14 protein-coding genes are annotated in these 23,270 nt (G+C 44.6%); 13 read left to right on the plus strand and 1 reads right to left on the minus strand.

Annotated elements, in window-relative coordinates; all coding sequences use genetic code 11:
• From KUA46_RS14180 to KUA46_RS14215, 8 genes are read left to right on the plus strand one after another with little or no spacing between them, the layout of a single operon-like run.
• On the plus strand, window positions 1-1,527 hold the full coding sequence (locus KUA46_RS14180; RefSeq protein ID WP_218487136.1) for a RagB/SusD family nutrient uptake outer membrane protein: 1,527 nt from the start codon (window positions 1-3) through the stop codon (window positions 1,525-1,527).
• Window positions 1,528-1,542: 15 nt separating this feature from the next.
• A complete protein-coding gene (locus tag KUA46_RS14185) occupies window positions 1,543-2,445 on the plus strand; it encodes a DUF4984 domain-containing protein (protein WP_218487135.1) in 903 nt (300 codons plus the stop codon).
• Window positions 2,446-2,463: 18 nt separating this feature from the next.
• Complete coding sequence (locus KUA46_RS14190) at window positions 2,464-4,047, plus strand: DUF5003 domain-containing protein (protein WP_218487134.1); 1,584 nt, start codon at window positions 2,464-2,466, stop codon at window positions 4,045-4,047.
• Window positions 4,047-6,731 carry a DUF4458 domain-containing protein gene (locus KUA46_RS14195; protein ID WP_218487133.1) on the plus strand — a complete coding sequence of 895 codons (2,685 nt, stop codon included), beginning with the start codon at window positions 4,047-4,049 and terminating at the stop codon, window positions 6,729-6,731. The genes KUA46_RS14190 and KUA46_RS14195 overlap by 1 nt, the downstream gene beginning before the upstream one ends.
• Window positions 6,732-6,752: 21 nt before the next feature.
• Window positions 6,753-8,801 (plus strand): BACON domain-containing protein, encoded by a 2,049-nt coding sequence (locus KUA46_RS14200; protein WP_218487132.1) that lies wholly within the window; start codon window positions 6,753-6,755, stop codon window positions 8,799-8,801.
• A 31-nt stretch (window positions 8,802-8,832) separates the two neighbouring features.
• Window positions 8,833-10,932, plus strand: coding sequence for a subtilase family N-terminal domain-containing protein (locus KUA46_RS14205; RefSeq protein WP_218487131.1), 2,100 nt, complete (start codon window positions 8,833-8,835; stop codon window positions 10,930-10,932).
• 11 nt (window positions 10,933-10,943) lie between these two features.
• The gene (locus KUA46_RS14210) at window positions 10,944-11,681 is read left to right on the plus strand and encodes a DUF1573 domain-containing protein (protein ID WP_217744206.1); all 738 of its coding nucleotides are present in this window, start codon (window positions 10,944-10,946) and stop codon (window positions 11,679-11,681) included.
• Window positions 11,682-11,728: 47 nt separating this feature from the next.
• Window positions 11,729-12,211, plus strand: coding sequence for a lipocalin family protein (locus KUA46_RS14215; protein ID WP_218487156.1), 483 nt, complete (start codon window positions 11,729-11,731; stop codon window positions 12,209-12,211).
• Between the two features lie 220 nt (window positions 12,212-12,431).
• On the opposite strand, the gene pelA is transcribed toward KUA46_RS14215, so the two are convergent.
• A complete protein-coding gene (pelA, locus tag KUA46_RS14220) occupies window positions 12,432-14,540 on the minus strand; it encodes a pectate lyase (protein WP_218487130.1) in 2,109 nt (702 codons plus the stop codon).
• Between the two features lie 241 nt (window positions 14,541-14,781).
• On the opposite strand from pelA, the gene KUA46_RS14225 reads away from it, so the two are divergent.
• The 5 genes from KUA46_RS14225 (at window position 14,782) to KUA46_RS14245 (ending at window position 22,802) form a co-directional block, all read left to right on the plus strand.
• Window positions 14,782-15,744, plus strand: a complete 963-nt coding sequence (locus KUA46_RS14225) for a hydroxymethylpyrimidine/phosphomethylpyrimidine kinase (RefSeq protein WP_217313173.1) — start codon at window positions 14,782-14,784, stop codon at window positions 15,742-15,744.
• A 165-nt stretch (window positions 15,745-15,909) separates the two neighbouring features.
• A complete protein-coding gene (locus KUA46_RS14230) occupies window positions 15,910-17,181 on the plus strand; it encodes an ATP-binding protein (protein WP_218487129.1) in 1,272 nt (423 codons plus the stop codon).
• 531 nt (window positions 17,182-17,712) lie between these two features.
• On the plus strand, window positions 17,713-19,326 hold the full coding sequence (locus KUA46_RS14235; protein ID WP_218487128.1) for a hypothetical protein: 1,614 nt from the start codon (window positions 17,713-17,715) through the stop codon (window positions 19,324-19,326).
• Window positions 19,327-19,508: 182 nt separating this feature from the next.
• Window positions 19,509-20,225 carry a DUF5036 family protein gene (locus tag KUA46_RS14240; protein ID WP_218487127.1) on the plus strand — a complete coding sequence of 239 codons (717 nt, stop codon included), beginning with the start codon at window positions 19,509-19,511 and terminating at the stop codon, window positions 20,223-20,225.
• A gap of 375 nt (window positions 20,226-20,600) precedes the next feature.
• Window positions 20,601-22,802, plus strand: a complete 2,202-nt coding sequence (locus tag KUA46_RS14245) for an outer membrane beta-barrel protein (protein ID WP_218487126.1) — start codon at window positions 20,601-20,603, stop codon at window positions 22,800-22,802.
• Window positions 22,803-23,270: the final 468 nt, after the last annotated feature.

The following is a 23,270-nucleotide window of genomic DNA, read 5'->3' on the forward strand; positions in this document are numbered from 1 at the left end:
ATGAATATCAAAAATATAAAGACATACATCCTGTCGGGAATCCTAGCCCTCTCGATGTCTTCCTGTCTTGATAAGTATCCAGAGGATTCTATCCGCATGGACCAGGCTATCAACACGGTGGGCGACATAGACAAGCTGGTGTACGGTATCTACGACAGTTTCAAGAGCAGCGCCCTCTATTCGGGCAATCTGACAATCCTGCCAGATCTGCAGGCAGACTTCGTGTACTGCGTGAAGGGCTACTCTAATGCCTATGGCGATATCTACCGTTGGAAAGATATCAAGGCTACCAACACCGACATCGAGGCGGTATATGCCGACCTTTATGGTGTTATCAACAATGCCAACTTCCTGCTCGATAATGTAGATAAGGTAAAGGCAAACACCAACAGTGATAAGGAGCTCGACAAGCTGGAGCAGTGTGAGGGCGAGGCTTACTTTGCCCGTGCCCTGGCTTATTCAGAGTTGATCAAGTGCTTCTGCAAGGCTTACGATAGCGATGAGCAGGCAGAGAAGGAACTCGGCGTTGTACTCACAGAGCACTATTACGGCAATGAGCCACAGAAAAGAGCCACTCTGAAGGAATCATACGAATTCGTATTGAGAGACCTTGACAAGGCTGCTAAGTATCTGAAGGTAGACGAAGACTTCACTGGAAGTCTCTACAATGAGATTTACTTCAACGAGTATACCTGTCATGCCTTGCGTGCGCGCGTATCCTTATATATGCATAAATACGATGATGCCATCAAATATGCATCTAAGGTAATCGGCAGTAAGTATTATACATTGGAGAAGGCTTCTTCCAACACCTATACAAACCAGGTGAACGATTACAAGTATATCTGGACCTATGGTGATTCGCGTGAGGCTATCTGGAAGGTAGGCTTTACCGTGAACAGCTATGGCGGTGCACTGGGTACCATCTTCGATAACTACAACTATGTAACTTATCGTCCAGACTATGTGCCTGAGACATGGGTCATCAACTCATTCGACGCCAATGACCTCCGTGCTGCAGCCATCTTCACAACCCGTGTAACAGGTTATGAGCACGGTTTGCAGTGGCCTTTGTTGAGCAAGTATTTCGGCGATGCGGAATTCCTGAACAACAATATCCTGCATGTTCACCAGCCAATGGTATTCCGTCTCTCAGAGCAGTATCTGATACGTGCTGAGGCTTACGCCATGAAGAAGGACTATGGTAAGGCAGGTAAGGACATCTCTACCTTGCGTACAGCCCGCTACTCTTCATATGGTGGTAACACCTCGATGAGCGAGAGCAACGCCATGAAGATAATCGAGGCAGAGCGCGTGAAGGAACTCTATATGGAAGGCTTCCGTCTGAACGACCTCAAGCGCTGGCACAAGGGATTTGAGCGTAAGGCTGCCGACCAGCCTGCTGCCAACTTCGTGCAGAGCAGTCTGAAGGTTGAAAAGGACGACCCTCTCTTTGTCTGGCCAATTCCTCAGCATGAGCTTGAGGCTCCAGGTTCTGAGATTCAGCCTAATGAAAGTAACAAATAAAATAAGGAGACGATCATGAAGAAAATAATGATGGGATGTTTGGCAGCCGTAGCTGCACTCATCGCTCTTGTGAGTTGTTCACAGGATTATACCACTTATGCTGGTCCGAGTCATATCATGTTCTCTGATACGCTCTATCAGTATGCTGTACAGGAAAGCAATGAGGTATTCAATGTGCCTGTATCTGCAACCGAAAAAGCTGACTACGACCGCACCTTCGGCGTGGAGGTAGTAGACAAGCAGAGCAATGCCATCGAGGGTAAGCATTACCGCATCCTCAACAACACCGTTACAATCAAGGCGGGCGAGATGGTAGGAAATGTGAAGGTTCAGGGTATCTATGATAACATCGGCAAGACCGACTCGCTCGGCTTCACCCTGAAACTGGTGATTCCGGAGAAGTATAACTGGACAGATCTCTATAAGGACTATGCCCACGTGGTAATGCAGAAGTCTTGTCCTTTCGATATCCACAACTTCTCAGGCTGGTGTATGGTAACATCTACCTTCTACAGTCAGTATCTGAACAACGTAACCAACCGTCTGATCAAGACTGAGGTAGTGGAAGGCGAGGAGAATACCGTTCTGCTGAAAGATGTTTACTATAAGGGCTACAACCTGAAGTTGAAGTTCAATACCAAGAACATTCTTGAGCCAAAGGTAGAGATGGACGACCAGATAGCTGGTGAAACCGGCGAGGCGTTCGGTACCATCTATGGAGACGGCAAGTTGCGCATCAGCCAGCCTTCTCTCTATACCTCTTATTATAACACCTGCCAGAACTATGTATTGCAGTATGTCACCATGAGTGTAGACAACAAGGATGGTTCAAGCTTCGGCAACGTAGGAACCTTCATCACCATGTATGAATGGATCAGCGATGCAGAGGCAGAGAAATTGAAAGAACAAGGATATTAATCGTAGAATAAAAAGAAAATGAAAACATTGATTTCAAAATATTGGCTCGTATTGATGGCGCTGGTATCAGTGACTCTGTTCACAGCTTGTTCCAGCGATGACGACGATGCCGTAACTCCTGTGTTCCCACAGGTACAGACTATCGCCGGTGCTGCTGGCGCTGAGTTGGACTTCACCTTCGATGCCAACGAGAGCTGGAGCCTTTCTTCAGACAAAATCTGGTGTAAACTGGTGCAGGGCGAGAAAACAGACGCCTTCGTACTCAATGGTACTGCAGGCAAGCAGACCATCAAGGTTAAGATTACTGATGATGATGCCAGCGATGATATGAGCGTGGCTCAGCTCTTCCTGAATATGGGTGGTCAGAAGGTTGCCATCGCTGAGGTTAAGCGTTCGGCTGCCGGCTATGACCTGAAGGTTTACGATGCGACTGGCGAAGATATTACCGAGACAGGTATCACCGTAGGTTACAATGTATACAACAAGTTTACTGTAAAGTCAAACTTCCGTTTTGCTGTTACCAATACTCCTGCTTGGGTAGACTTGGAAGGCGGCTTCCTGGTAGGTACACCTAACAAGGATGCTGTAGGCGGTGTTTCCTTCAAGGAGAATCAGGGCGTAAGTGCTAAGTATGCCATCGCTAAGGACGGCAACTACACCATCACCTTCACTTCTGAGGATGGCAAGGCTGCTGTAACCATACCTGTTATCTATAATGGTATGACCACCAGCACCATGGATGTTACTTATCCAACCTCTTCACGGTGGGCAGTATGGAATGTATCTCTCGATGGTAAGGTGTTCACTCAGAATGGTTCTAGCCTGAATGGCGGTGATACCAACGCTTTCACCTTCTACAACTTCGTTCCTTTCACCCTCAAGACCTTGGGTGATGCTTACCAGCTGGCAGTCTTCGAGAAAAAGGAAGATGGTCTGCGCGAGGAAACATCCGGCGCTGTGAAGTTGCAGGGTGAGAAGGGTGACGTTAAGCTCACTATTGATGCCTTGAGCAGCGGAAGCCGTGAGTTCCTGGTTTATGCATTGCCACAGAGCGTATTCGAGAGTCTGGAGAATGGACTCGACGGAATGCTGGAGGAAGACTTCATGACAGTGAAGAGCGATTACGACCGTTACTTCCTGATGGATGTTGTACAGAAGGAGGCCAACTCTTCTGCTGATGATCAGTCTGCAGCGCCTACAATCTTGAAAATGAACTACTTGCCAGTAGAGTGCAAGAAGGATAAATCAATGTATGGTTCTATCATATCAGAAGCATTTGGCTACAATGGTGACGAAATATATGTCGCTCAGTCAGAAGTAGGAAGCTCTCTTACAGTTAATCCTAATATCAAGGATTGGGACCCTACCACTATGATGGAGACAGGCTATCTTACAGTTATGGATAGCAACGGAAATGATGTTTATGCAGAGCCTGGTATGGATGAGAATAATAACTGGGTATTCTCCGTAAATGTTCCTGCTGCTACTCCGATATTTATGGTATTCAAGGACAACGGAACTCCTGTAAAAGTTCTTGTTGTTGAATCTCCTGGTGAGGGAATGAGTAAGAAACATACTTCTATCAGAAAAATTAGAAAGTAATGAACAGAATGAAAATATTTTCAAAGGCACTCTTGTTGCTCTTGGTCTCTCTCCTGACCTTTGCAGCAACAAGTTGCTCGGATGATGAAACCGAGGGCTGGGACGGCACATACGGATATGTGCAGTTCAAGCTCAGCAAGAAGGTTTCTTCTAGAGCTACCCGTGCTGCTGCCCTTGACAAACTTGAGAAACTGGATGATGCCAAGAAAATCAAGGTGGTCATGGAGCACAATGGTACAACTGTCTCTCAGACACTGGTGCTCAATTCTTATAATTCAGAGAATGCAGAGTATGGTCTGAGAAGTGAAAAACTGCAACTCGCTTCGGGTACTTACACCGTCATCGGTTTCTATCTCTATGATGCGGTAGACGAGGAGTTGCTGGCTTCTTCTGCCGGCGAAACATTCACTGTAGTAGGTGGCGGTCTGGAAGTACAGAACCTCATGGTGGAGACTGTGGAGCGCGGTAAGGTGAAGTTCAATCTCGTGAAGGAGTGGGAGAAGACCCGTGCCGGTGGTACTGAGTATCTCTTCTCTAACATCCGTCTCGTTGATGTCAGCGTAACCAACCTCTTTACCCGTGAGACCTATACCTTCCCTGAACTGAAGGTGAAATACAAGGAGGGAAGCAAGGAAAATCAGAATCCTGACAATGAGAACGATAAGTATATGGACACAGGTACAGCTTACTGCGATTCTACCGTATGGTTGCCTGCCGGTACTTACCAGGTTACTTCATATACCACCTACGGCAAGACAGGTGCGGTGAAGACCAAGTACGAAACCCAGCCTGTAAAGGGTGAGGCTTTCATTATAGAGGACAATCAACTCAATGATAAGGCTCAGGTGCCTATCCTCCTTTCCAAGACCAAGGAGTATATCAAGGACTATGAGGCTTTGAAGGCTATCTGGGAATCTCTCCATGGTAAGGAGTGGAGCTTCTATGGTGATGCTACCTTCAAGGGAGCTAACTGGAACTTCAACAAGGAACTCGATATGTGGGGCGAACAGCCGGGCGTAACGCTCAACAGCAACGGCCGTGTCATCGGTCTTATCATCGCCGGTTTCGGTGCAAAGGGAATCGTACCTGATGCCATCGGACAGCTGACAGAACTCCAGGTGCTCAACCTCGGTTCTCACGATGAGAAGATTGGTGCCAACATCTTCAATGATTATGATGCAAACAGTCTGACTGCAGCAAAGAAGAACAGCATGCGTCACGACTATGAGAACAAGTTCCTGAAGTATGACCCACGTGCCAATATGTCGGAGATGATTGTAAAGAGCTACAACTCAGATCCTAAGGTGGCACCGAAGAACAGAATCAAGAAGGACAGCCGCATCAACCTGAAGGATGCGCAGATCGGTACGTTGACCAACCGCATCACCGGTATTTCAAAGGCCATCTACCGTCTGACCAAATTGCAGCAGTTCTACATCGGTAACTCTTCTATCACATTCGATGAGGTTTGTGCGAAGTTCTACAATGCTGACGATCCTGTTTATGGTAAGTTTGCACAGGAGTTTAAGGATGAGGATTGGGACAAGATGGAAAACCTGACCGATATCGAGCTTTACAACTGTCCGAAGATCAGTCGCATTCCAGACTTCTACTATAATCTCCCTAAATTGCAGGCGATGAACCTGGCACGATGCAAGGGCATCTCAGCCAAACAGTTGAGAAAAGATTGGACTCGCTTAGCTGAGGAGAAGACCAGCAAGACACTCCAGATTCTCTATATGAGTTACAACAACCTGGAGGAGTTCCCAGAGTCATCTGCCTTGAGCAAGATGGTAAATCTCGGTTTGCTCGACCTGGCTTACAATAATATCAAGAAGGTAAATCCGTTCGGTTCTGAGGTAGCACTTTCTTCACTCTATCTGAACAACAACCAGATTGAAGAGATTCCTGCTAATCTCTGTGCCTTTACGGATGATGTAGAGAGTCTGACCTTCGCTCATAACAAACTGAAGAAGATTCCGAATATCTTCGATGCAAGTTCTGTTCGCGAGATGGGTTCTGTAGACTTCTCTTACAACGAGATTACAGGTGTAGATAAGAGTCATGGAACCTACAAGGGTATTAATGCAGCTTCAGTCAGTCTGTCAAACAATAAGATAGAGAAGTTCCCTTCAGAGCTGTTTACAGCCGGTTCGCCAATCACAACCATCGATTTGAGCGGCAACCAGATGCGTACCATCCCTAAGGGTTCCATCAAGGGCAAGAAGGCTTATCTGCTGCAGGTCATCGACCTCCGATTCAACAAGTTGACATCCCTCTCTGATGACTTCCGCTCAACCACATTGCCATACATTACCAATATGGACTTGAGCTACAACTGCTTCACCGAGGTGCCAACCCAGCCATTGAACAGTGCCGTGCTCCGTGCCTTTGCCATCAACCACCAGCGTGATGAGAATAACGACCAGCGTTGCCTGCGTACATGGCCTACAGGAATCACAACCTGTCCGAGCCTGATCCAGTTCCAGATTGGTTCCAACGATATCCGTAAGGTAGAAGAGACACTGACCTCTCACCTTTATATCCTGAATATCGCAGACAACCCTAACATCTCTATCGATGTAACCAGCGTCTGCCCATACATCAAGGCAGGTATGTATAAGCTGTTCTACGACAAGAATCAGGACATCCGCGGTTGCGATGCTTTGGATCTCGAAAATTAAACCCTATAAGAAAGTAGTAATATGAAATATATGAATAAACTGACATTAGGTATCGTTCTCGCTGCCGGGCTTTTCACAGCCTGCAGCGATAAGGATGATGTCGATATCCCAGGAGGACTGGCGCTCGATAAAGAGGAGATAGCCATAGGCCCTCAGGGTGGAACAGAGCAGATTGCCATCGCTGCCTCACAGGACTGGGTAGCAAATACCTCTGAGCCTTGGCTGATGCTTTCGCCTGCCAACGGCGTGGGTTCTGTTGAGGGTACCATCAAGGTGGATTCTACTCTTTCCAACACGCTCCGCAGCACAGAACTCAGCTTCCTGGGTGCCAACGGACAGAGCCGCAAGCTTACCGTCACCCAGTTCGGTTATGGCAAGCAGATCTTCCTGAAGGATCCTGTTGTAGAAATCGAAAACTCCGATTCTTACGATAAACGTGCTTTCGAGAGTCTGATTTCTGCCAACGTGGAATGCAAGATTGGTAAGATAGAGTATTCTTTCGAGGGTGATCTGACTGATGCCGAGAAGGCAGAGAACGAGAGCGAGCGTGAGGGCTGGCTCCTGAACAGCAAGGATGAAGATAAGCTGACAGGTACTAACCTGGGTATCGTGCTGGACAGAAAATACCGTCCTCGCACCGTGAAGTTCAAGTTCCGCTGGGCGATGAACGTGGTTCCTGCCGTTCGTGTGGCTAAGGTTCATCTCGTGCCAGTCAAGGCTGAAGACCAGCTGGTAGATGCAGATGGCAAACCTACAGATGATGTCATCCTGACCGTTCGTCAGAAGGCAGCACCAAAGATTGAGGACAACCGTGCCGGTGACTCTCTCTCTGTCATCATGATCAACCAGAAACTGGGTAGCATTGCTACCTTCGATTCCAGCGATAACATGCGCAACTGGAGCGGCGTAACGCTCTGGGAAGCTACTGATGATTTCGTGAAAACTCATCCTGAGGCTGTAGGACGTGTACGTTCTGTCAAGTTCAGCATGTTCAACCTTAAGAGTGGTGAAACTCTTCCTAAGGAAGTGGGCAACCTCAAGTTCCTGGAGTCATTCTCTGTTGCTGCCAACGAGAACAACCAGATTCGTGAGGTGAAGCTCGGTGATGAAATCTGCTCGCTGAAGTATCTGAAGAATCTTACCGTTCAGGCTTACGGTCTGACTCAGTTGCCTGATAACTTTGCTAAACTGGGTAGCAGCCTTGAAACGCTCAATCTGGTAAGTAACAACTTCAACAAGTTGTCGGATATCACCAATATCGTCAACGAGAAGAACTTCCCTAAGTTGCGTAACCTCATTCTCTACGCACAACGCCGTACGGATGTTGTCACCAACATCGCTTCGCTGGGCGAAATGAATGCATCAGGCGTCTATGTTTATAATAACTATCCTATCGGACTGTATGGTAAGGTAAATGCCGGAACCGCAGACCGCCAGGCGCTTCTCAAACTCCTGACATGGGATAAGTTGAATACACTGGAGTTGTCTTACTGCTTCCTGGAGGGTGAACTTCCAACAGATGAAGAGATGACAGAAGCTTTGGAGGCTGCTGGCAAGGCTACCCGCTACAGCAGGGCAGACTTCTCTACCAATAAGGCTGATTATCTCGACAAACTGGTAGGTGATACCTGTAAATGGTTGCTCTCTGGCTGGGATAATCCAGTAACTTGCAAGCACAAGGATGGTTCTGTAGTTTATGAGGATGTTTATCCTCTTCAGGTGCCACGTGTATTGCCTAACTGCCGTCAGTTGTCGCTCAACCTTAACTTCCTGACAGGTGCGGTGCCAAAGTGGATTCTTTATCATCCACATCTGGTAGAATGGACTCCTTCTATCATGATCTTCAACCAGCAGCCTAAGGGTAAGAATAGCGATGGCGCTGCCGTTGGTTTCTCTAATATGACAGAAGACAGCTACAGCTACGACTACTATTACGGAACCAGCGACCCAGGTAGCAACTGGAAGGTTTCGGGTGTAGCTTATCCGCTCTACTACCGCACATACGTGGCAGCAGGCGATATTAATGAAGCTGCGCTGATGGCTAAGTACAGGAGAACTAAGAAAAAGTAAGATAAACATAAAAACAATATAGAAGCAAACAATGAAGAAAAAGTTTTTCTATATAGCAATGGTCGCATTGGCATTGACGGGCTGTTCTGACAGCCTGTCAACCATCGGCTCTTCTGACGGCAATTCAGAAATCACCATCCCTGCAGATGCTGAGGCGGGTGAACTGCTGATTAAGTTCAGTCCGGAAATGAGCGATATCCTCGACCAGGCACAACTGAGCAAGACTCGCTCAGGAAAGGCTACCCGTTCGGGTATTCCTTCTACCGATGAGGTGCTCGACATCCTGGGAAGCTACAGCTTTGAGCGAGTATTCCCAGTAGATGCAAAAACTGAGGCAAAAACCCGCGAGGCGGGACTCCACCTCTGGTATACGGTGAAGTTTAATAAGGGAACCGACCTGAAGGCGGCTGCCGAGCGCCTGAAGCAGTTGGGTGAAATCTCAAAGGTTCAGACCAACGGTCGCATCAAGCGTGCTTACAATACAGACAGCAAGCGTATCTATCTCAGCGATAAGGCGCTTCAGCAGAAGTCTACCCGCGCTGTAGCCGAGGGCGAGCCAAACTACCCAAACGACCCAGGCTTTGCCAGCCAGTGGCACTACCGTAACCTGGGTGAGGGTCACTATGGCTTTGAGAACCACAACGATAATCACGTGGGTGCTAAGGCAGGATGTGATGTGAATGCACTTGAGGCATGGAAGACCTGCACCGGTGATCCTTCTATCATCGTGGCTATTCTCGATGAGGGTGTGATGTATACTCACCCTGATCTGGAAGCCAACATGTGGTGCAACCCTGGTGAAACTACTCAGGGTGCCAAGACTGACGGCGACGGAAACGGTTATGAGGGCGACCTTCATGGTTACAACTTCGTTACTGAGAGCGGCGATATTACCTGGACTGATGCCAATGACACCGGTCATGGTACTCACGTAGCTGGTACCATTGCAGCCGTAAATAATAATGGTAGAGGTGTTTGTGGTGTAGCTGGTGGTGACGGAACTCCTAACTCTGGTGTCAAGATCATGTCATGCCAGGTGTTCTCTGGTCAGAACAGTGTAACCTTGGCAGGCGAGGCGAGAGCCATCAAGTATGCTGCCGATAATGGTGCTGTCATCCTGCAGTGCAGTTGGGGTTACAACTCTTCAGAGTCTAGCATCATCAACGGTTATACTCCGGGTCCTGCTACCGAGAAGGAATGGGCTGAGACCTATCCGCTGGAGAAGGAAGCTCTGGATTATTTCATCAACAATGCCGGTTCGCCTAATGGTGTCATTGACGGTGGTATTCCTGTCTTCGCAGCCGGTAACGAGTATGCTGGCAATCCTGCTTTCCCAGGTGCTTACTCTAAGTGTGTCAGCGTATCTTCATTAGCTGCCGACTTTACTCCAGCCTGCTACACCGATTTCGGTTCGCTCGTAACCCTGAGCGCTCCTGGTGGCGACTTGGAATATTACAGCAAGATTGGCGAGCAGGAAGATGAATACTGGGCAGAGACGACAACCGAGCAGAAAGGTGCTGTGCTCTCTACCTTGATTCAGAACGGTAAGCCTGCTTACGGCTACATGGAGGGAACCTCTATGGCTTGTCCTCACGTTTCTGGTGTGGCTGCCTTGGGTCTCGCTTATGCTGCCAAGACGAACCGTCATTATCGTGCTGCCGATTTCGTAGCCCTGATGAAGAAGTCTGTAAAGGAATTGGATAGTCATTATCAGAATGGTGCAACCAAGACCTACTACATGAACCATACTACCGTAGGTGCTTCGCCAGAGATTGTACAGCTCTCTAAGTACATCGGCAAGATGGGTGCTGGTCTGATTGATGCAGCTCAGCTCTTGAATAACATCAAGAACAAGGAACTCAGTTCTGATATGAAGTTGCCTAACGTGTATGTGGGCATCGAGAAGACTGTTTCTCTCAACCTCGCTGCATATTTCGCAGGTCGGACAGAGGAATTCACTTGCTCTGTAGCGAATGGCAGCGTAGCTTCTGCTTCGGTAGATGGCAAGACGCTCATCGTGAAGGGACTCGCTGCCGGAAGCACATCGCTCACCGTAACAGCTGCTGATGGTACCAGCCAGACTGTAGTTGTGACCGTTAGAAAGAGTGCCGGTAACAATGGTTGGATGTAATTGGATGTAATATGAAGATATTTGCTTTTCTATCGCTTTTCTTCCTGGCTTTGCCTGTTACGGTGAATGCGCAGAAGGAACTGCTGAAGTTTGAGCATCCGCTTATCGATGCAGGTACGATGACCGAGGACGATGCGCCTCGCACCTTCACCTTCGTAGGTAAGAATGTGAGCAAGAAGATACTGCACATCACACAGGTGAGAACCACCTGTGGATGTACCAGTTCTTATGTCAGGGGCGATGTGATGAAGCCTGGCGATACTTGTCAGGTGCAGCTAACCTTCACGCCTAACCGCTATCCGGGCACCATCAATACGGGTGCTTATCTCTATCTGAAAGAGGTAGAGGGACAGCCTGCCGTTAAGCTTGCCTTAACGGGAAAGGTGCTGCCGGGTGCTGACCAGTGGGCGCGCTATCCGCACAAGATGGGCGCACTCAGACTGAAACAGGCGAAGGCAAGTATCACAGAGGTAAAGCCGGGCACAGAGCCTGAGGCACGTATCCTCTGCGGAAACAGCGGTGACAAGCCGCTCCGTATATCCAGCCTCCTTCTTCCTCCTTATGCCCGTCTTACGACAGAACCTGAGGTGATAGAACCGGGTGATGAGGCTGACCTCGTCATCACCATCATAGCCGATAAGATTCCGGCTACGATGCCCGAATCCTTCACCTTCCCTGTTATTCTGGAGGGCTTGGATGCCCGTCCGTCTGACAGAACGATACAGGTCGTTGTAAAGGTAAAAAGGTAAAAAAGGAAAAAAGTAAAAAAGAAAAAAATACCAAGACAATGAAATATTTGAAAAAACTCTTCACCCTCCTGGTGATTGCTTTGTTTGCCTGCGGCTTTGCAGCCTGCAGCAGCGATGATGATGAACCGGAGGAGCCTTCTCTGGAAGTTACTGCTGCCAATCTTCATGGCACATGGAAGTTGGCTGAGTGGAACGGCGAACCTCTTGCTGAGGGCACATACTGCTACATCGTTCTCAACCGCAAGGACCAGACTTTCGAGATGTATCAGAAGTTTGACAGTATGTATGGTCGCCATATCACCGGTTCGTTCGCTATCAAGAACGATCCATACCAGGGCTACATCATCAGCGGAAGCTATGATTACGGCATGGGCGACTGGAACCAGAGTTATCTCGTAACCCGTCTCTTGAAATCGGGTTCCATGATATGGACCGCCAAGGACGATGTTACCGACATCAGCCGCTACGAGCGTTGTAATGAGGTTCCTGCTGAGATACTCAAGGATTGTAAAGATCTTACAGAAGAATAAAAAAGAAAACAGCGAATTAGATGCATTCCGATGCAAATAATTCGCTGTTTTTTTTATTTATTTGTTAGAGCCTCTTTTTTATTTACTTGTTAGAGAATCTTTTATTGTACCTGTGATGGTCTTCTGTGCGAATGCACCTACACAGCACAAGCTTAATGATAAGGCTAATGCGCCTTTCTTGATTTGTAGATCCATAAAAGATTTTTTAATTTAGTTATACTTAGTATTCTACTTGATATTTCAATACATGCCAGAGGCTTCTGAGTCTTGCCTCCGGATCCCATTTGCCCATGAAGGTCCATTTGGCTGTAACGGCATGGAATGCCGGTGAACCGGGTGCCGTGCTCAGGTTGTCGCTGAGCCAGCCGCTATTGCCACCCTCACGCTCACAGCCGTAATAGTATACTCGCTGTCCCCATGGACATGGGTCGAGCACCTTGTCGGTATAGGCATAGCTGATGTTGCTGTCCAGTATGTTCTTCGACATCTTGCAGTTGATGAGGTAGAACTGGTGGTCGTGATGATATCTGCCCAACTTGGTAGGCGATAATGCATCAAACGATGAGTTCGTAATCACAAACTTGTTGTTGATGTCTCCTCTGCCGTCGTGCCAGATGATGGCACGGCTGTCGCCCAGGAACTTGCAGCGGGTAGCGTAGCAGGTGCCTCGTGGACAGATGAAGTCTACTCCCGGACAGCGCAGAAAGAGGTCGGCATGATAGTACATTCCATCCTGCTTGCACCAGAGCGACAAGGCATCATTGCCATCTGCATAGATATTGCTGTTGGTGATGATGGTGCGTGTGCCTCTGCCGAAGATTGCCATCTGGTGGGTAGTGGTCTTCTCAACGGTAGAGCCGTAGTTGTTGTATACGGTGATTCCGCTGATAACGCAGTCGTTGGCGTTTTCAGTCAGGACGATGACTCCCTGGTGAACATCCTTGCCTTTGTATTGCTTGATGGTTTGCGACTGGGCTGTCTCGGCATATTCTATGATGACGCTGTCTCTGTTCTCGCCTACCAGTACGATGTTTGGCTTGTCGATGATTACTTTTTCGTGATATTTGCCGTTGCGTACATATATAATATAAGGTGTAACGCTGTTGGCTGGCGCCTTCTCTATGGCAGCCTGTATCGTTTCACCGGCTTTTACGATGGCGTTGAAGTCTGACAGGCTTGGCTTGCTGAAGTGGGTGAGGTCTAGCTGTCCGGTTTCGTTCTTGCCTTTTGTGTTGAGGCTGATGTTGAGCAGATGGGCTTTGTCATATTTCTCTGCCCATTTCTGATAGAGCGGGTAGAGCATGGCTGGTGTGTCCTGATACCAGCCGTATCCGTTTCGGCGTTCGGTTCCTATCTCCTGCATACTCTTGCGTGGAATACCATCGCGGTCGCAGACGAATGGTTCACAGTTCTTCAGGTCGTAGAATCTTGCCCACAGGGGTGTGCCTGCAGGGTCTTTTACCAATGTGGTGTTGCGGTAAGGTGAGCCGTATTCGCCCGTTCTTACTACCTTGAGTCCGGTCAGTTTATAATTGTCAAACCATTGCATGGCTCCTCTTACGGCTTCCTTTATCTCTTCTGAAGGGTTAGGAATTTCGAGCAGGAGTTTAACGATACTGGCACTTTCTGATGAACAGAATGAAGCCAGTTCGAAGGCGCGGGCTGGGGCAGGAGCAAAGGTTTCACGGTCGTGCTGCTGGCACCATACGGTAGGTTTGCCGTTCACTCTTATCTGGCAGCGCAGGATGCAGTCTACTCCCTTGTCAAAAGCCTTTCTGGCTTTCTCTCTGAGGTTCTTGTCTGTAAGTCCTTTGTTAAATGGTGCTTTCTGCTGGTAAACGTCGCGTAGCAGTTTCAGGGTGTTCACCATGGCATTGTCGTTGAAGGTGATGTGTATCTGGTAGTCGCGCATCTTAGGCCAGAACTGTGGCCATCCTCCGTTGGCATACTGTCCGCTCAGGAGATATTCCACGCCTTTGCAGAAGGCTTCCTTGTATTTCTGTGTCTTGGTAGCCTGGTAGAGTCGTGCCAGATAGAGCATCTGCATGTTGGTGGCATCGTTGTCGGTGGTGGAGTCGTCCTGGCGGTTCTTCTCGCCCAATACTTTCTCCATCTCTTCATGGCTCATCGGTTTCACCATGTCGATGTTCTTGGGCCATCCGCCGGTTACTCTCTGGTAAGCAAGAATCTGGTTACCCACCTGTTTTGCCTGTTCCGTTTTATAGAAAGCCATGTTGGTTTCGCGGAGCACATTCTTGTACCCCTTCTGTGCCTTGGCGGTGAAGCATGTAGCCAAAACCAAAACAACCGTTAAGTAGATTATTTTCATGTCGTTGTTTAATTTATTTGCTTTATTAGATCCTTATTGTCCTTGCAAAGATAAATAAAATAAGCTGAAATACAGAACTATTTTACATGAAAATATCGTTTTCGGTCATTTAATATAGAAAATAAAGCATTTTTCCATGTCAGAGAGCGATATTCGTTGTTTTTTTTGTATCTTTGCCATCGGACTTATCATCGGCTTTCAAGTTCAATGTTTCAAGTTCAGAGATTAAAGTTCAAAGTATATGATATTAACGATTACAGGTTCAGACAGCACCGGAGGCTCTGGTGTACAGGCTGACATCAGGACGATTTCCGAGTTGGGCGGTTATGCTGTTTCGGCAATAACCAGCATCACTGTGCAGAATACGCTCGGTATTCAGGAGTTCTTTGATATTCCAGCCGAGATAGTTTCGGGGCAGATAGAGGCTATCATGAACGATATGCAGCCCGATATTGTGAAGATTGGTATGATACGCAGGGTGGAAACGCTGAATGTGGTCATCGATGCGCTGACCAGATACCGTCCTGCCCATATCATCTATGCCCCTGCCATCTGGTCGAGCCAGGGCGATGCGCTGATGACGGAAGATGTGGTGAGCCAGATTAAATACCGTCTGCTGCCGCTCTGTTCTGTCGTCGTGGCACGCAAGAAGGAGAGCGACATCATTCTGCAGAATTCCAAGCTGCTGAGCCTTGCCGAGAAGCAGGGACTGCAGGTTTACAGGCTTGACAATGCCAATTCTCATGGTCTCATCAACCGTTTCTCTTCAGCTCTTGCCGTTTATCTGAATCAGGGCAAGAAGATGGGGGAGGCACTGGCGAAGGCGCAGGATTTCATCAATGTAGAACTCGTGCGCCAGAGCAATCTGCAGGGCAGGAGTTCCGAACTCTACAACCAGTTTATCTCGCAGGTCAATAACTTCTGCCGCACTTACAGCGATGTTCATTTCTATGCCGACCAGTTGAATGTGAGTGGCCGTTATCTGGCTCAGGTTACCCGCCGCATCTCCGGCAAGACGCCGAAGGCAATCATCGATGAATACATCGTGAAGGAGATAGAGCGTGAGCTTTCTACCACCACGCATACGGTTCAGGAGATAGCCAATACCTTCGGTTTCTCCTCGCAGGCTCATCTCACCAAGTTCTTCAAGAAGATGAGAGGGGTAACGCCTTCTGCTTTCAGGCAACCAAAACCTGTTGATTAAAATGAGTCCAGCCAATTAAGGCAATAAAATACGGCCAACTGAGGAAATAAAATCCAGCCAACTGAGGAAATGAAATTCAGCCAACTGAGAAAATAAAATCCAGCCAACTGAGGAAATATCAAAAAAAAGTAGTATCTTTGCACACGTAATCAAATATTTGAAAATATGGAATACAAATATAGAATCGCAGACCAAATGCTGGCAAAGAAACTGGCAAGCAAGGGGGCTATCTTGATAGAAGGTCCAAAATGGTGTGGGAAAACTACCACCGCCGAACAGCAGGCTAATAGTATCCTGTATATGGATAATCCTGCCTCATTGGAAACAAATCTACAGATGGCAGAGATTGATGCTTCTGTCTTGCTGGAGGGTGATACGCCAAGACTTATTGATGAATGGCAGTTGGCACCCAAACTTTGGGATGCCATCAGATTTGAGGTTGACCATCGGCATGATGTGGGACAGTTTGTCTTGACAGGCTCTGCTGTTCCTGCAGATGAAAAAGATATGCACCATTCTGGAACGGGACGGTTCAGTTGGCTAACGATGAGACCAATGAGTCTCTATGAATCAGGCGAATCAAACGGAAAGGTGAGTTTGGCACATTTATTTGAAACACCAGAAAAGATAGTTGCCATTAACAAACTGAAGATAGATGATCTGGCATATCTGATTTGCCGTGGCGGTTGGCCTTTTGCTTGTGGATTACAAGGCGAAGCAGCTTTGGAACAAGCATTCGACTATGTGGATGCTGTTATTAAGAAAGATATTTCGCGGGTGGATGGAGTAAATCGTAACGCAACGACTACAAGATTGCTATTGCGTTCATACGCCCGGAATCAAGGTTCGCAAGCAACCATCGGAACGATAGTGGCTGATATGATGACAAATGATGAAAATGAAATTAGCGTGAAGACAGCAGGTAGCTATCTGGAAGCCTTGCGCAATATTTTTGTCATAGAGGATTCCGAAGCCTGGAATCCTAACCTACGCTCCAAGACGGCTATCCGTACTGCAAATACCCGTTACTTTATAGACCCGTCTATCGGAACGGCAGTATTGGGACTGGGGCCTAAAGATCTTATCAACGACCTCAATACGATGGGGCTCTTTTTTGAAACCCTTTGTATTCGTGATTTGCGAGTCTTTGCAGATGCATTAGATGGAGAGGTGTATCATTATCGCGATAAAAATGGATTGGAATGTGATGCTGTTGTGCATCTGCGTAATGGTAAATATGGACTTGTTGAAGTAAAGTTAGGTGGCGACAAGCTCATTAACGAGGGTGCAGAAAACCTGCTAACTCTTGCAGGTAAAATAAATACAGAAAAAATGAATGATCCATCTTTCATGATGGTACTTACGGGAACAGGCGATTTCGCTTATCGAAGAAAAGATGGTGTTTATGTTGTTCCTATCGGGTGCTTGAAAGATTAAAATAAGGTTCATTTTACTTCTTGCCTGGTAACGGTACTAAGTTGCATCAGCGTAGTGTATGAACGAAGAAAAGTTAAAGTAATTAAGTTAAAATAGAAACACGGACAAATTGAATTTGTCCGGCTCTTTTGTCCGGTCGCTTGTAAAGGGTTAAATATTAGTAACTTATAAGCTACCGGACAATTTGTCCGGACAAATTCAATTTGTCCGTGTTATTTTTTTCTTTGCTTTTTAACTCTATGTTTTCCACCTCGGAACTCATAGACTTAGGAACCATAAAACTATGAGTTGGGATTTTTAACATAATGACTCCTGACAACCAAAGCGTGAGATTCTGTTATCTGATGCAGAAAGGTTGGTAATGTGAAAATACTACTATTATTTAGACCCCATTTTATTATAAATATAATATATATACCTGATAATCAGTTGTATTGTGCTTTTCTACAGACTTTGTATTTTAGACCCTATTTAGTTCTGTTATTGAAAAATATTTTGTATTTTTGCGCCCTGAATGTAATTATACTAAATATGAGAAGAAGTATTTCGTTTACGATATTGTTTTTTATGATGCTTTCGGTGTTGGTATCATGTTATCAAAGTCATAAGAGAGAGTTAGACTTAGCTTATACGTTGGCAGAGTTTAAGCCTGATAGTGCCTTGGCCTTTTTGAACCGTATCAATCAAGGTAAACTCTCAGATAAAGATATGGCGAAGTATGCTCTCACTTATTACATGGCTCAGGATAAGTCGGGTTTGGATGTGGATAACGATTCTTTGATTCGCATAGCGTATGATTGGTATGAGGGTCACCAAGAAGATTCTCTTTATGCTTCATCCTTGTATTATATGGGAAAATGCTTTCTGCTGAATGATAGTATGGAGCAGGCAAAGAGTTGCCTGGAAAAGTCGTATTCCATATCTGACAGCCTCCATAATATGAATTTAAAATGCTTGGCATTGGATAAGCTGATTGAAGTAGAAGAACAGCTGGCACCTTACAAAGCTTTAAACTATGCTAAAGCTTTGGTGAAGATGTATGACTCTATGGCAAATGTTACTATATATAATAAGGTGGCAGCACGTTTGAGATTGGGTGAGAACTTCTTTTATGTTGATAGCTTGCAGCACGCTTTAGAAGAAGAGAGAAAAGCATATAGAATGGCAATGAAAGCTGGCGATAGCAACTTGTTGTCTTATGTAAGGCAAAATCTAGCTAGTACATTTGAGGAGATGGGTGAAAAAGATAGTTGTTTATATTATGTACGATCGGCTTATGACTTGAATGCAGCAAATAGATTTTCTTGTCTGTTGACATTTGCTTCTGCTTATATCTCTGTAGATTCGTTAAACCAAGCCTTTAGTTTATTAAACCAAGCACTGCCAAAAACGGCAGAAGACCGCTATTCTGTGTTTTATTTTCAAAGTCAAGCTGCTATGAAAGCGCATGATTTCAAGTCAGCTAAAAGTTTTAGCGATTCGGCGTACCATTATTTGGAGGATATGTATCGAACTGCATTAAAAGGTAAGGCTGCTTATTATACATCCTTTTTGAAAAAGGAAAGTGAAAGAGCTAAAACGCAAGGTAAAGCAGAAATGCAGCAGTGGGTATTTAGTTTGATAGTCTTATTGTGTTTTATAGTAGTCATATTTATTTTATATGTTTATAAATCATATAAGCACCAGATAAAACTACGTATGGAGCATGAAAGAGAGGTTCTTCTCCAAAAGCAACAAATGCAGGAAAAAATACACCAAGAAGAACTTTTGCATAAAGAGATTCAACTATCTGTGATGCGTAATTATTTACAAAAGAAAATTGATGTTGTGGAAAAATTAAATTCGTTAGTTCCAAATGAGAATACGCACATTGTGTTGTCAGAGAGTGATTGGGACGAATTGGAGGTGTTTTTAGATAGTGTGGAAAACCTATTTGTAAAACGACTCAAGCAAAAATATCCGAATTTATCTAAGACCGATTTACGGCTAATGATGCTGTTGCGTTTAAAGCTGTCGCAAAAAGCGTTGGCTTCTATCTATTGTGTGAGCGAGAAAGCTATCAAGCAAAAGTTGTTCTTGTATAAGGATAAGGTAGGCATTAAAAATGAGCATTTTTCGCTTCGTAATTATATAGAAAACTTCTAGAGATAGGGACTATATACAGCTTTTTAGACCTCGAAAATCAAGGCGGAAACTGTAAGTGCTTAGATCTTAGAATTATATGCAATATGTGAGATGTTAATGAAATAGACCTGGTTTATTAGGAATGTATTGGAAAAACGGGTAATTTTGCAGCCGTGATTAATAACAATTTAAATGGCAAGGTTATGAAGAATGTAAAAATGTTTGTTTTGTTGGCATTGAGTTTGTGTATTACTCTGTTTGCTACAAGTTGCAGTAAAGATGCCCCTTCACAGGTATCTTTTACCTCACTGAATATGCTCGATGAGAATCATGGCAAGACCCTGTTAGGTGAAACGGGAGTTTATATAAACGGCTCGATGAATTTCCGGTCTGACAGTTGGCAAGTAGTTGATTTGGGAATCTCTTCAAGTTTCCCGAGTAAGACGATGCCAAATTTGGATAACTTGTCAAACGAAACAAGCGTATTGCCAAATCACCGGTATGCATGTTGTAATACCGAAAATGTTTTGACTTTTCCTTCTCATAAGAATGCATATGAGATAGGATGCAAATATTATCAGTTTGTGGTATCTTCTTTCTTAGAGAAAGAAACTGGCAAGATTGGCGCTGTCGTAGAATATATGTCGTCTTTGTCTAATGAAAATGAATTGCCTCAAAAAGATACTAACATAGGTAACTTGTTTGGACTAGACGACCAATTGTCGTTTGATGCTCTTGGTGCAGAAGAATATTGTTTTTTCGGAAAGAGTGAAGACTTTGCAATAAGGCTGTCTAATGGACATTTGAAAGTGGCTTTGCGTAAGTCTCCAAATGAACTCTATGGGCCTTATGGCAAATATTCGATATATCTACGCAAAGGCAATGTGTATACTAAAGTGACATTTGATGTCAATCTTTAGCTTATGTTTAACAACGGATTTCCCATGATGCTCATTTTGAAGATTGGCTAAAAGTGTTGCTGTATCCAGTGGTGGGTTAGTATATTCCATACGCATATAAACAAAAAGTTCTAATTTCTATAAAATTCCCATTGTGAATCATTGGATATTTGGTATTCCGGAAGAATAGCAAACCTACATCATTTTTACATAATAAATTGGGGAAGAAATATTATGTGAGAAATGATGTAAAACGTTTGGTGGTTTGAGCAATTTTCGGTAATTTTGCACCGAGATCATTTTAATTAACTGAGCCCTCTTTAAACAGACCTTACTTTTTAAAGTGGGCTCAGTAAATGACAAAGGTGATTCTTTAAGCTTAAAGGTTATATTAATATGGTTGTTAAGAGATTTTTTATAAGTATGTCCATGTTGCTCTTGGGTGCGCTTCTGTTGCAAGCTAAGAATATAATAGAAAGGGATATGGGAGTTAACAAAGGTGATGTTCCTGCAAACATTGCTATCCTTGATTCTGATAGTAGCGTTGTTGCCAAAAACATGACCGGTATCTCGGATTCTACTGTAATCTCTCTATCTGATGTAGAGGTGATAGCTCATCGCAAAAATATAAAGTTGTCTGGTCATAATTTACTCGTAGACGTAGAGCATGATTCTATTCTTAATCATCAGAATGATATATATGAACTGATTGGTAAGGTTCCTGGTGTCTTACATGTAGGGAATTCGTTCAATGTGTTGGGTAAGGGAGCACCGGTCTATTATTTAAATGGGCGTAAGGTGAGAGATCAAAGTCTTATCGATAACTTACCGGTTGATCAAATCAAATCTTTAAAAATCGTTGCTATGCCTGGGGCGGATTATGACACATCGGGTTCACCTGTGGTTGATATAAAAACTAAAATTTTAGGAGATGGTGTGGCTTTTAATGCCATCGGAAATGTCACTCAGGCAAAGCATTTGGCTCATAAAACAGGTTTCTCTTCAACATACAATTCCGGAAAAATAGATTTGTATGGTAAGTATTACTATAGGAGAAATAATGCTTCCGAAAGTTCTGATTATAATAAACAGGTATTGGCTGATACCATTTGGAATAAAATGCAACATATTGAAAGCTTAACGCATTCCGGTAGTCATACTTATTCTGCTGGTATGACTTATCATCTGTCTGATAAATCAGAACTAGGAATGCTTTATAGTGGAATGTACACGGATGGAAAGGTTGAGACTCGGGATACATTTAGTGTAGTGCCAAATGCAGGACCTGCATATTATCTCTTTGATAAGAATAAATCCAAAAACAACCTCCTTACGCATCATGTCAATATGTATTATGATGCAAGTTTGAATCATGCCTGGCACGTGAGTGTAGTGATGGATTATATTTCTAAAGCATCGAACACTAATTCTGCTTTAAAGGAAAATCATATAGGTACGAGTTCTGAGGTTTCATATATGGGACATTCTAAATGGAATGTCCTGGCTTCTAATTTCCATGCTACCCATGATTTTGGAAAGTGGGGCACTTTGGGTATGGGATATGATTTCAGCTATAGTGAGGGAATAGACAAGATAGATTATGAACGGTTGAAGTTCGATGGCCGCTTTGAGAATAAGGAAGTTAAAAATGCTGTATTTATCAACTACGAATTACCCTTGGGGGACTTTTCCTTGAGTACAGGAATACGTTATCAGAATCTATATTCTCGTCGGAAGAATGAAAAGGCGTCTGTGATAGAGGCGCATAGTGATAATACATTCTTGCCGTCGGTAACCCTAAGCTATAGTCATGGATTATTGGTGCAGAATCTTAGCTATTCGATAGGAACAGAGCGGGCTAATTATGCAGATATGAATGATAATGTGACGTATGTGAACCGTTATGAGCAATCTAAGGGTAATAGCCAGTTGAAGACAGCCATCACTCATGGCTTGTCTTATCTGTTGATGTATAAGTCTTTGTTTCTTACATTAAATTATGATTATGTTTATCGTCCATTATTGCCGGTGATTTATTCTTTGGAAGGTAACTCGGCAGTAACGGTTTCGTCACAAAATAATTTGTCGCATCGTCAAGCTTTGTCGGCGATGTTGAATTGGCGTAATACCTATAAATGCTATACTGCTTCGTTGACAGGATTCTTTCAGAAGTCAATTATGCATTATCCGGGTATTGATGGAACAACATTTCATGATGGACATCCGTCGACAATTCTTAATTTTGATAATGATTTCAAGCTTCCTAAGCATTTTCTGCTCTCTCTGTCTTGGCAACAAGTCTGGGGTGGATACATGGAGTCGATAAATGTAAAATCATCTTCTTCTGTCAATTTGAGTATCAAAAAATCTTTCTTGAACGATAGATTGCGGTTATCATTAGATGGGTATGATATTTTTAATGGAGATAGAAATCGTGCTTGTAGACAGATCTATAATGTTAGATCTAGTTTTAATACAAAGTATGAAACTCGAAAAGTCGGATTGACGTTAACATATCGTTTCCATAAGATAAAAGAAAGAGAGAATCAAACATCAGCAGAGGTAGAAATGAAGAGACTTGGTATTCCGGAAGAATAGACTTTTCTTTGGTTTTCTAATAAAACTAAAAGGCGTTTGATATGGAATAAAAAAATCAGATAATATAGAGTAGAAACTTCTTGATATCCAATCAAAGTCCAATTTGGAGCGAGTTTTTTGTTGACACATAGATAAATCTCTCTTGCCCAGAATCGCCAGCTAAGCAGTAGTAAAGCTTCGCTGGCGATTTCTCAATATATAATCTTACCCAATCATATTCTTGAGTATCCATTTCCTGAAGAATGGGTCTTCTATATTCCATAATCGAAATTTTTCGTTACGAAATTTTTCGCTAAGATACAAAAAATGTAGACGTTCAGAAGGTGAACTCCTCTCGGTTTCTCTTAGTAGTACAATCTGTGTACAGCTTTATATATTCAGGAATATCTCTTATATATTTGCGAATCTCTCTTTATACAAAATAACTCAATGTTTGCAGAAAATGGAACATTTTTCTGCTATTTCGCT

The sequence above is a fragment of the Segatella copri genome, assembly GCF_019249765.2.
Taxonomy (GTDB): Bacteria; Bacteroidota; Bacteroidia; order Bacteroidales; family Bacteroidaceae; genus Prevotella; species Prevotella copri_K.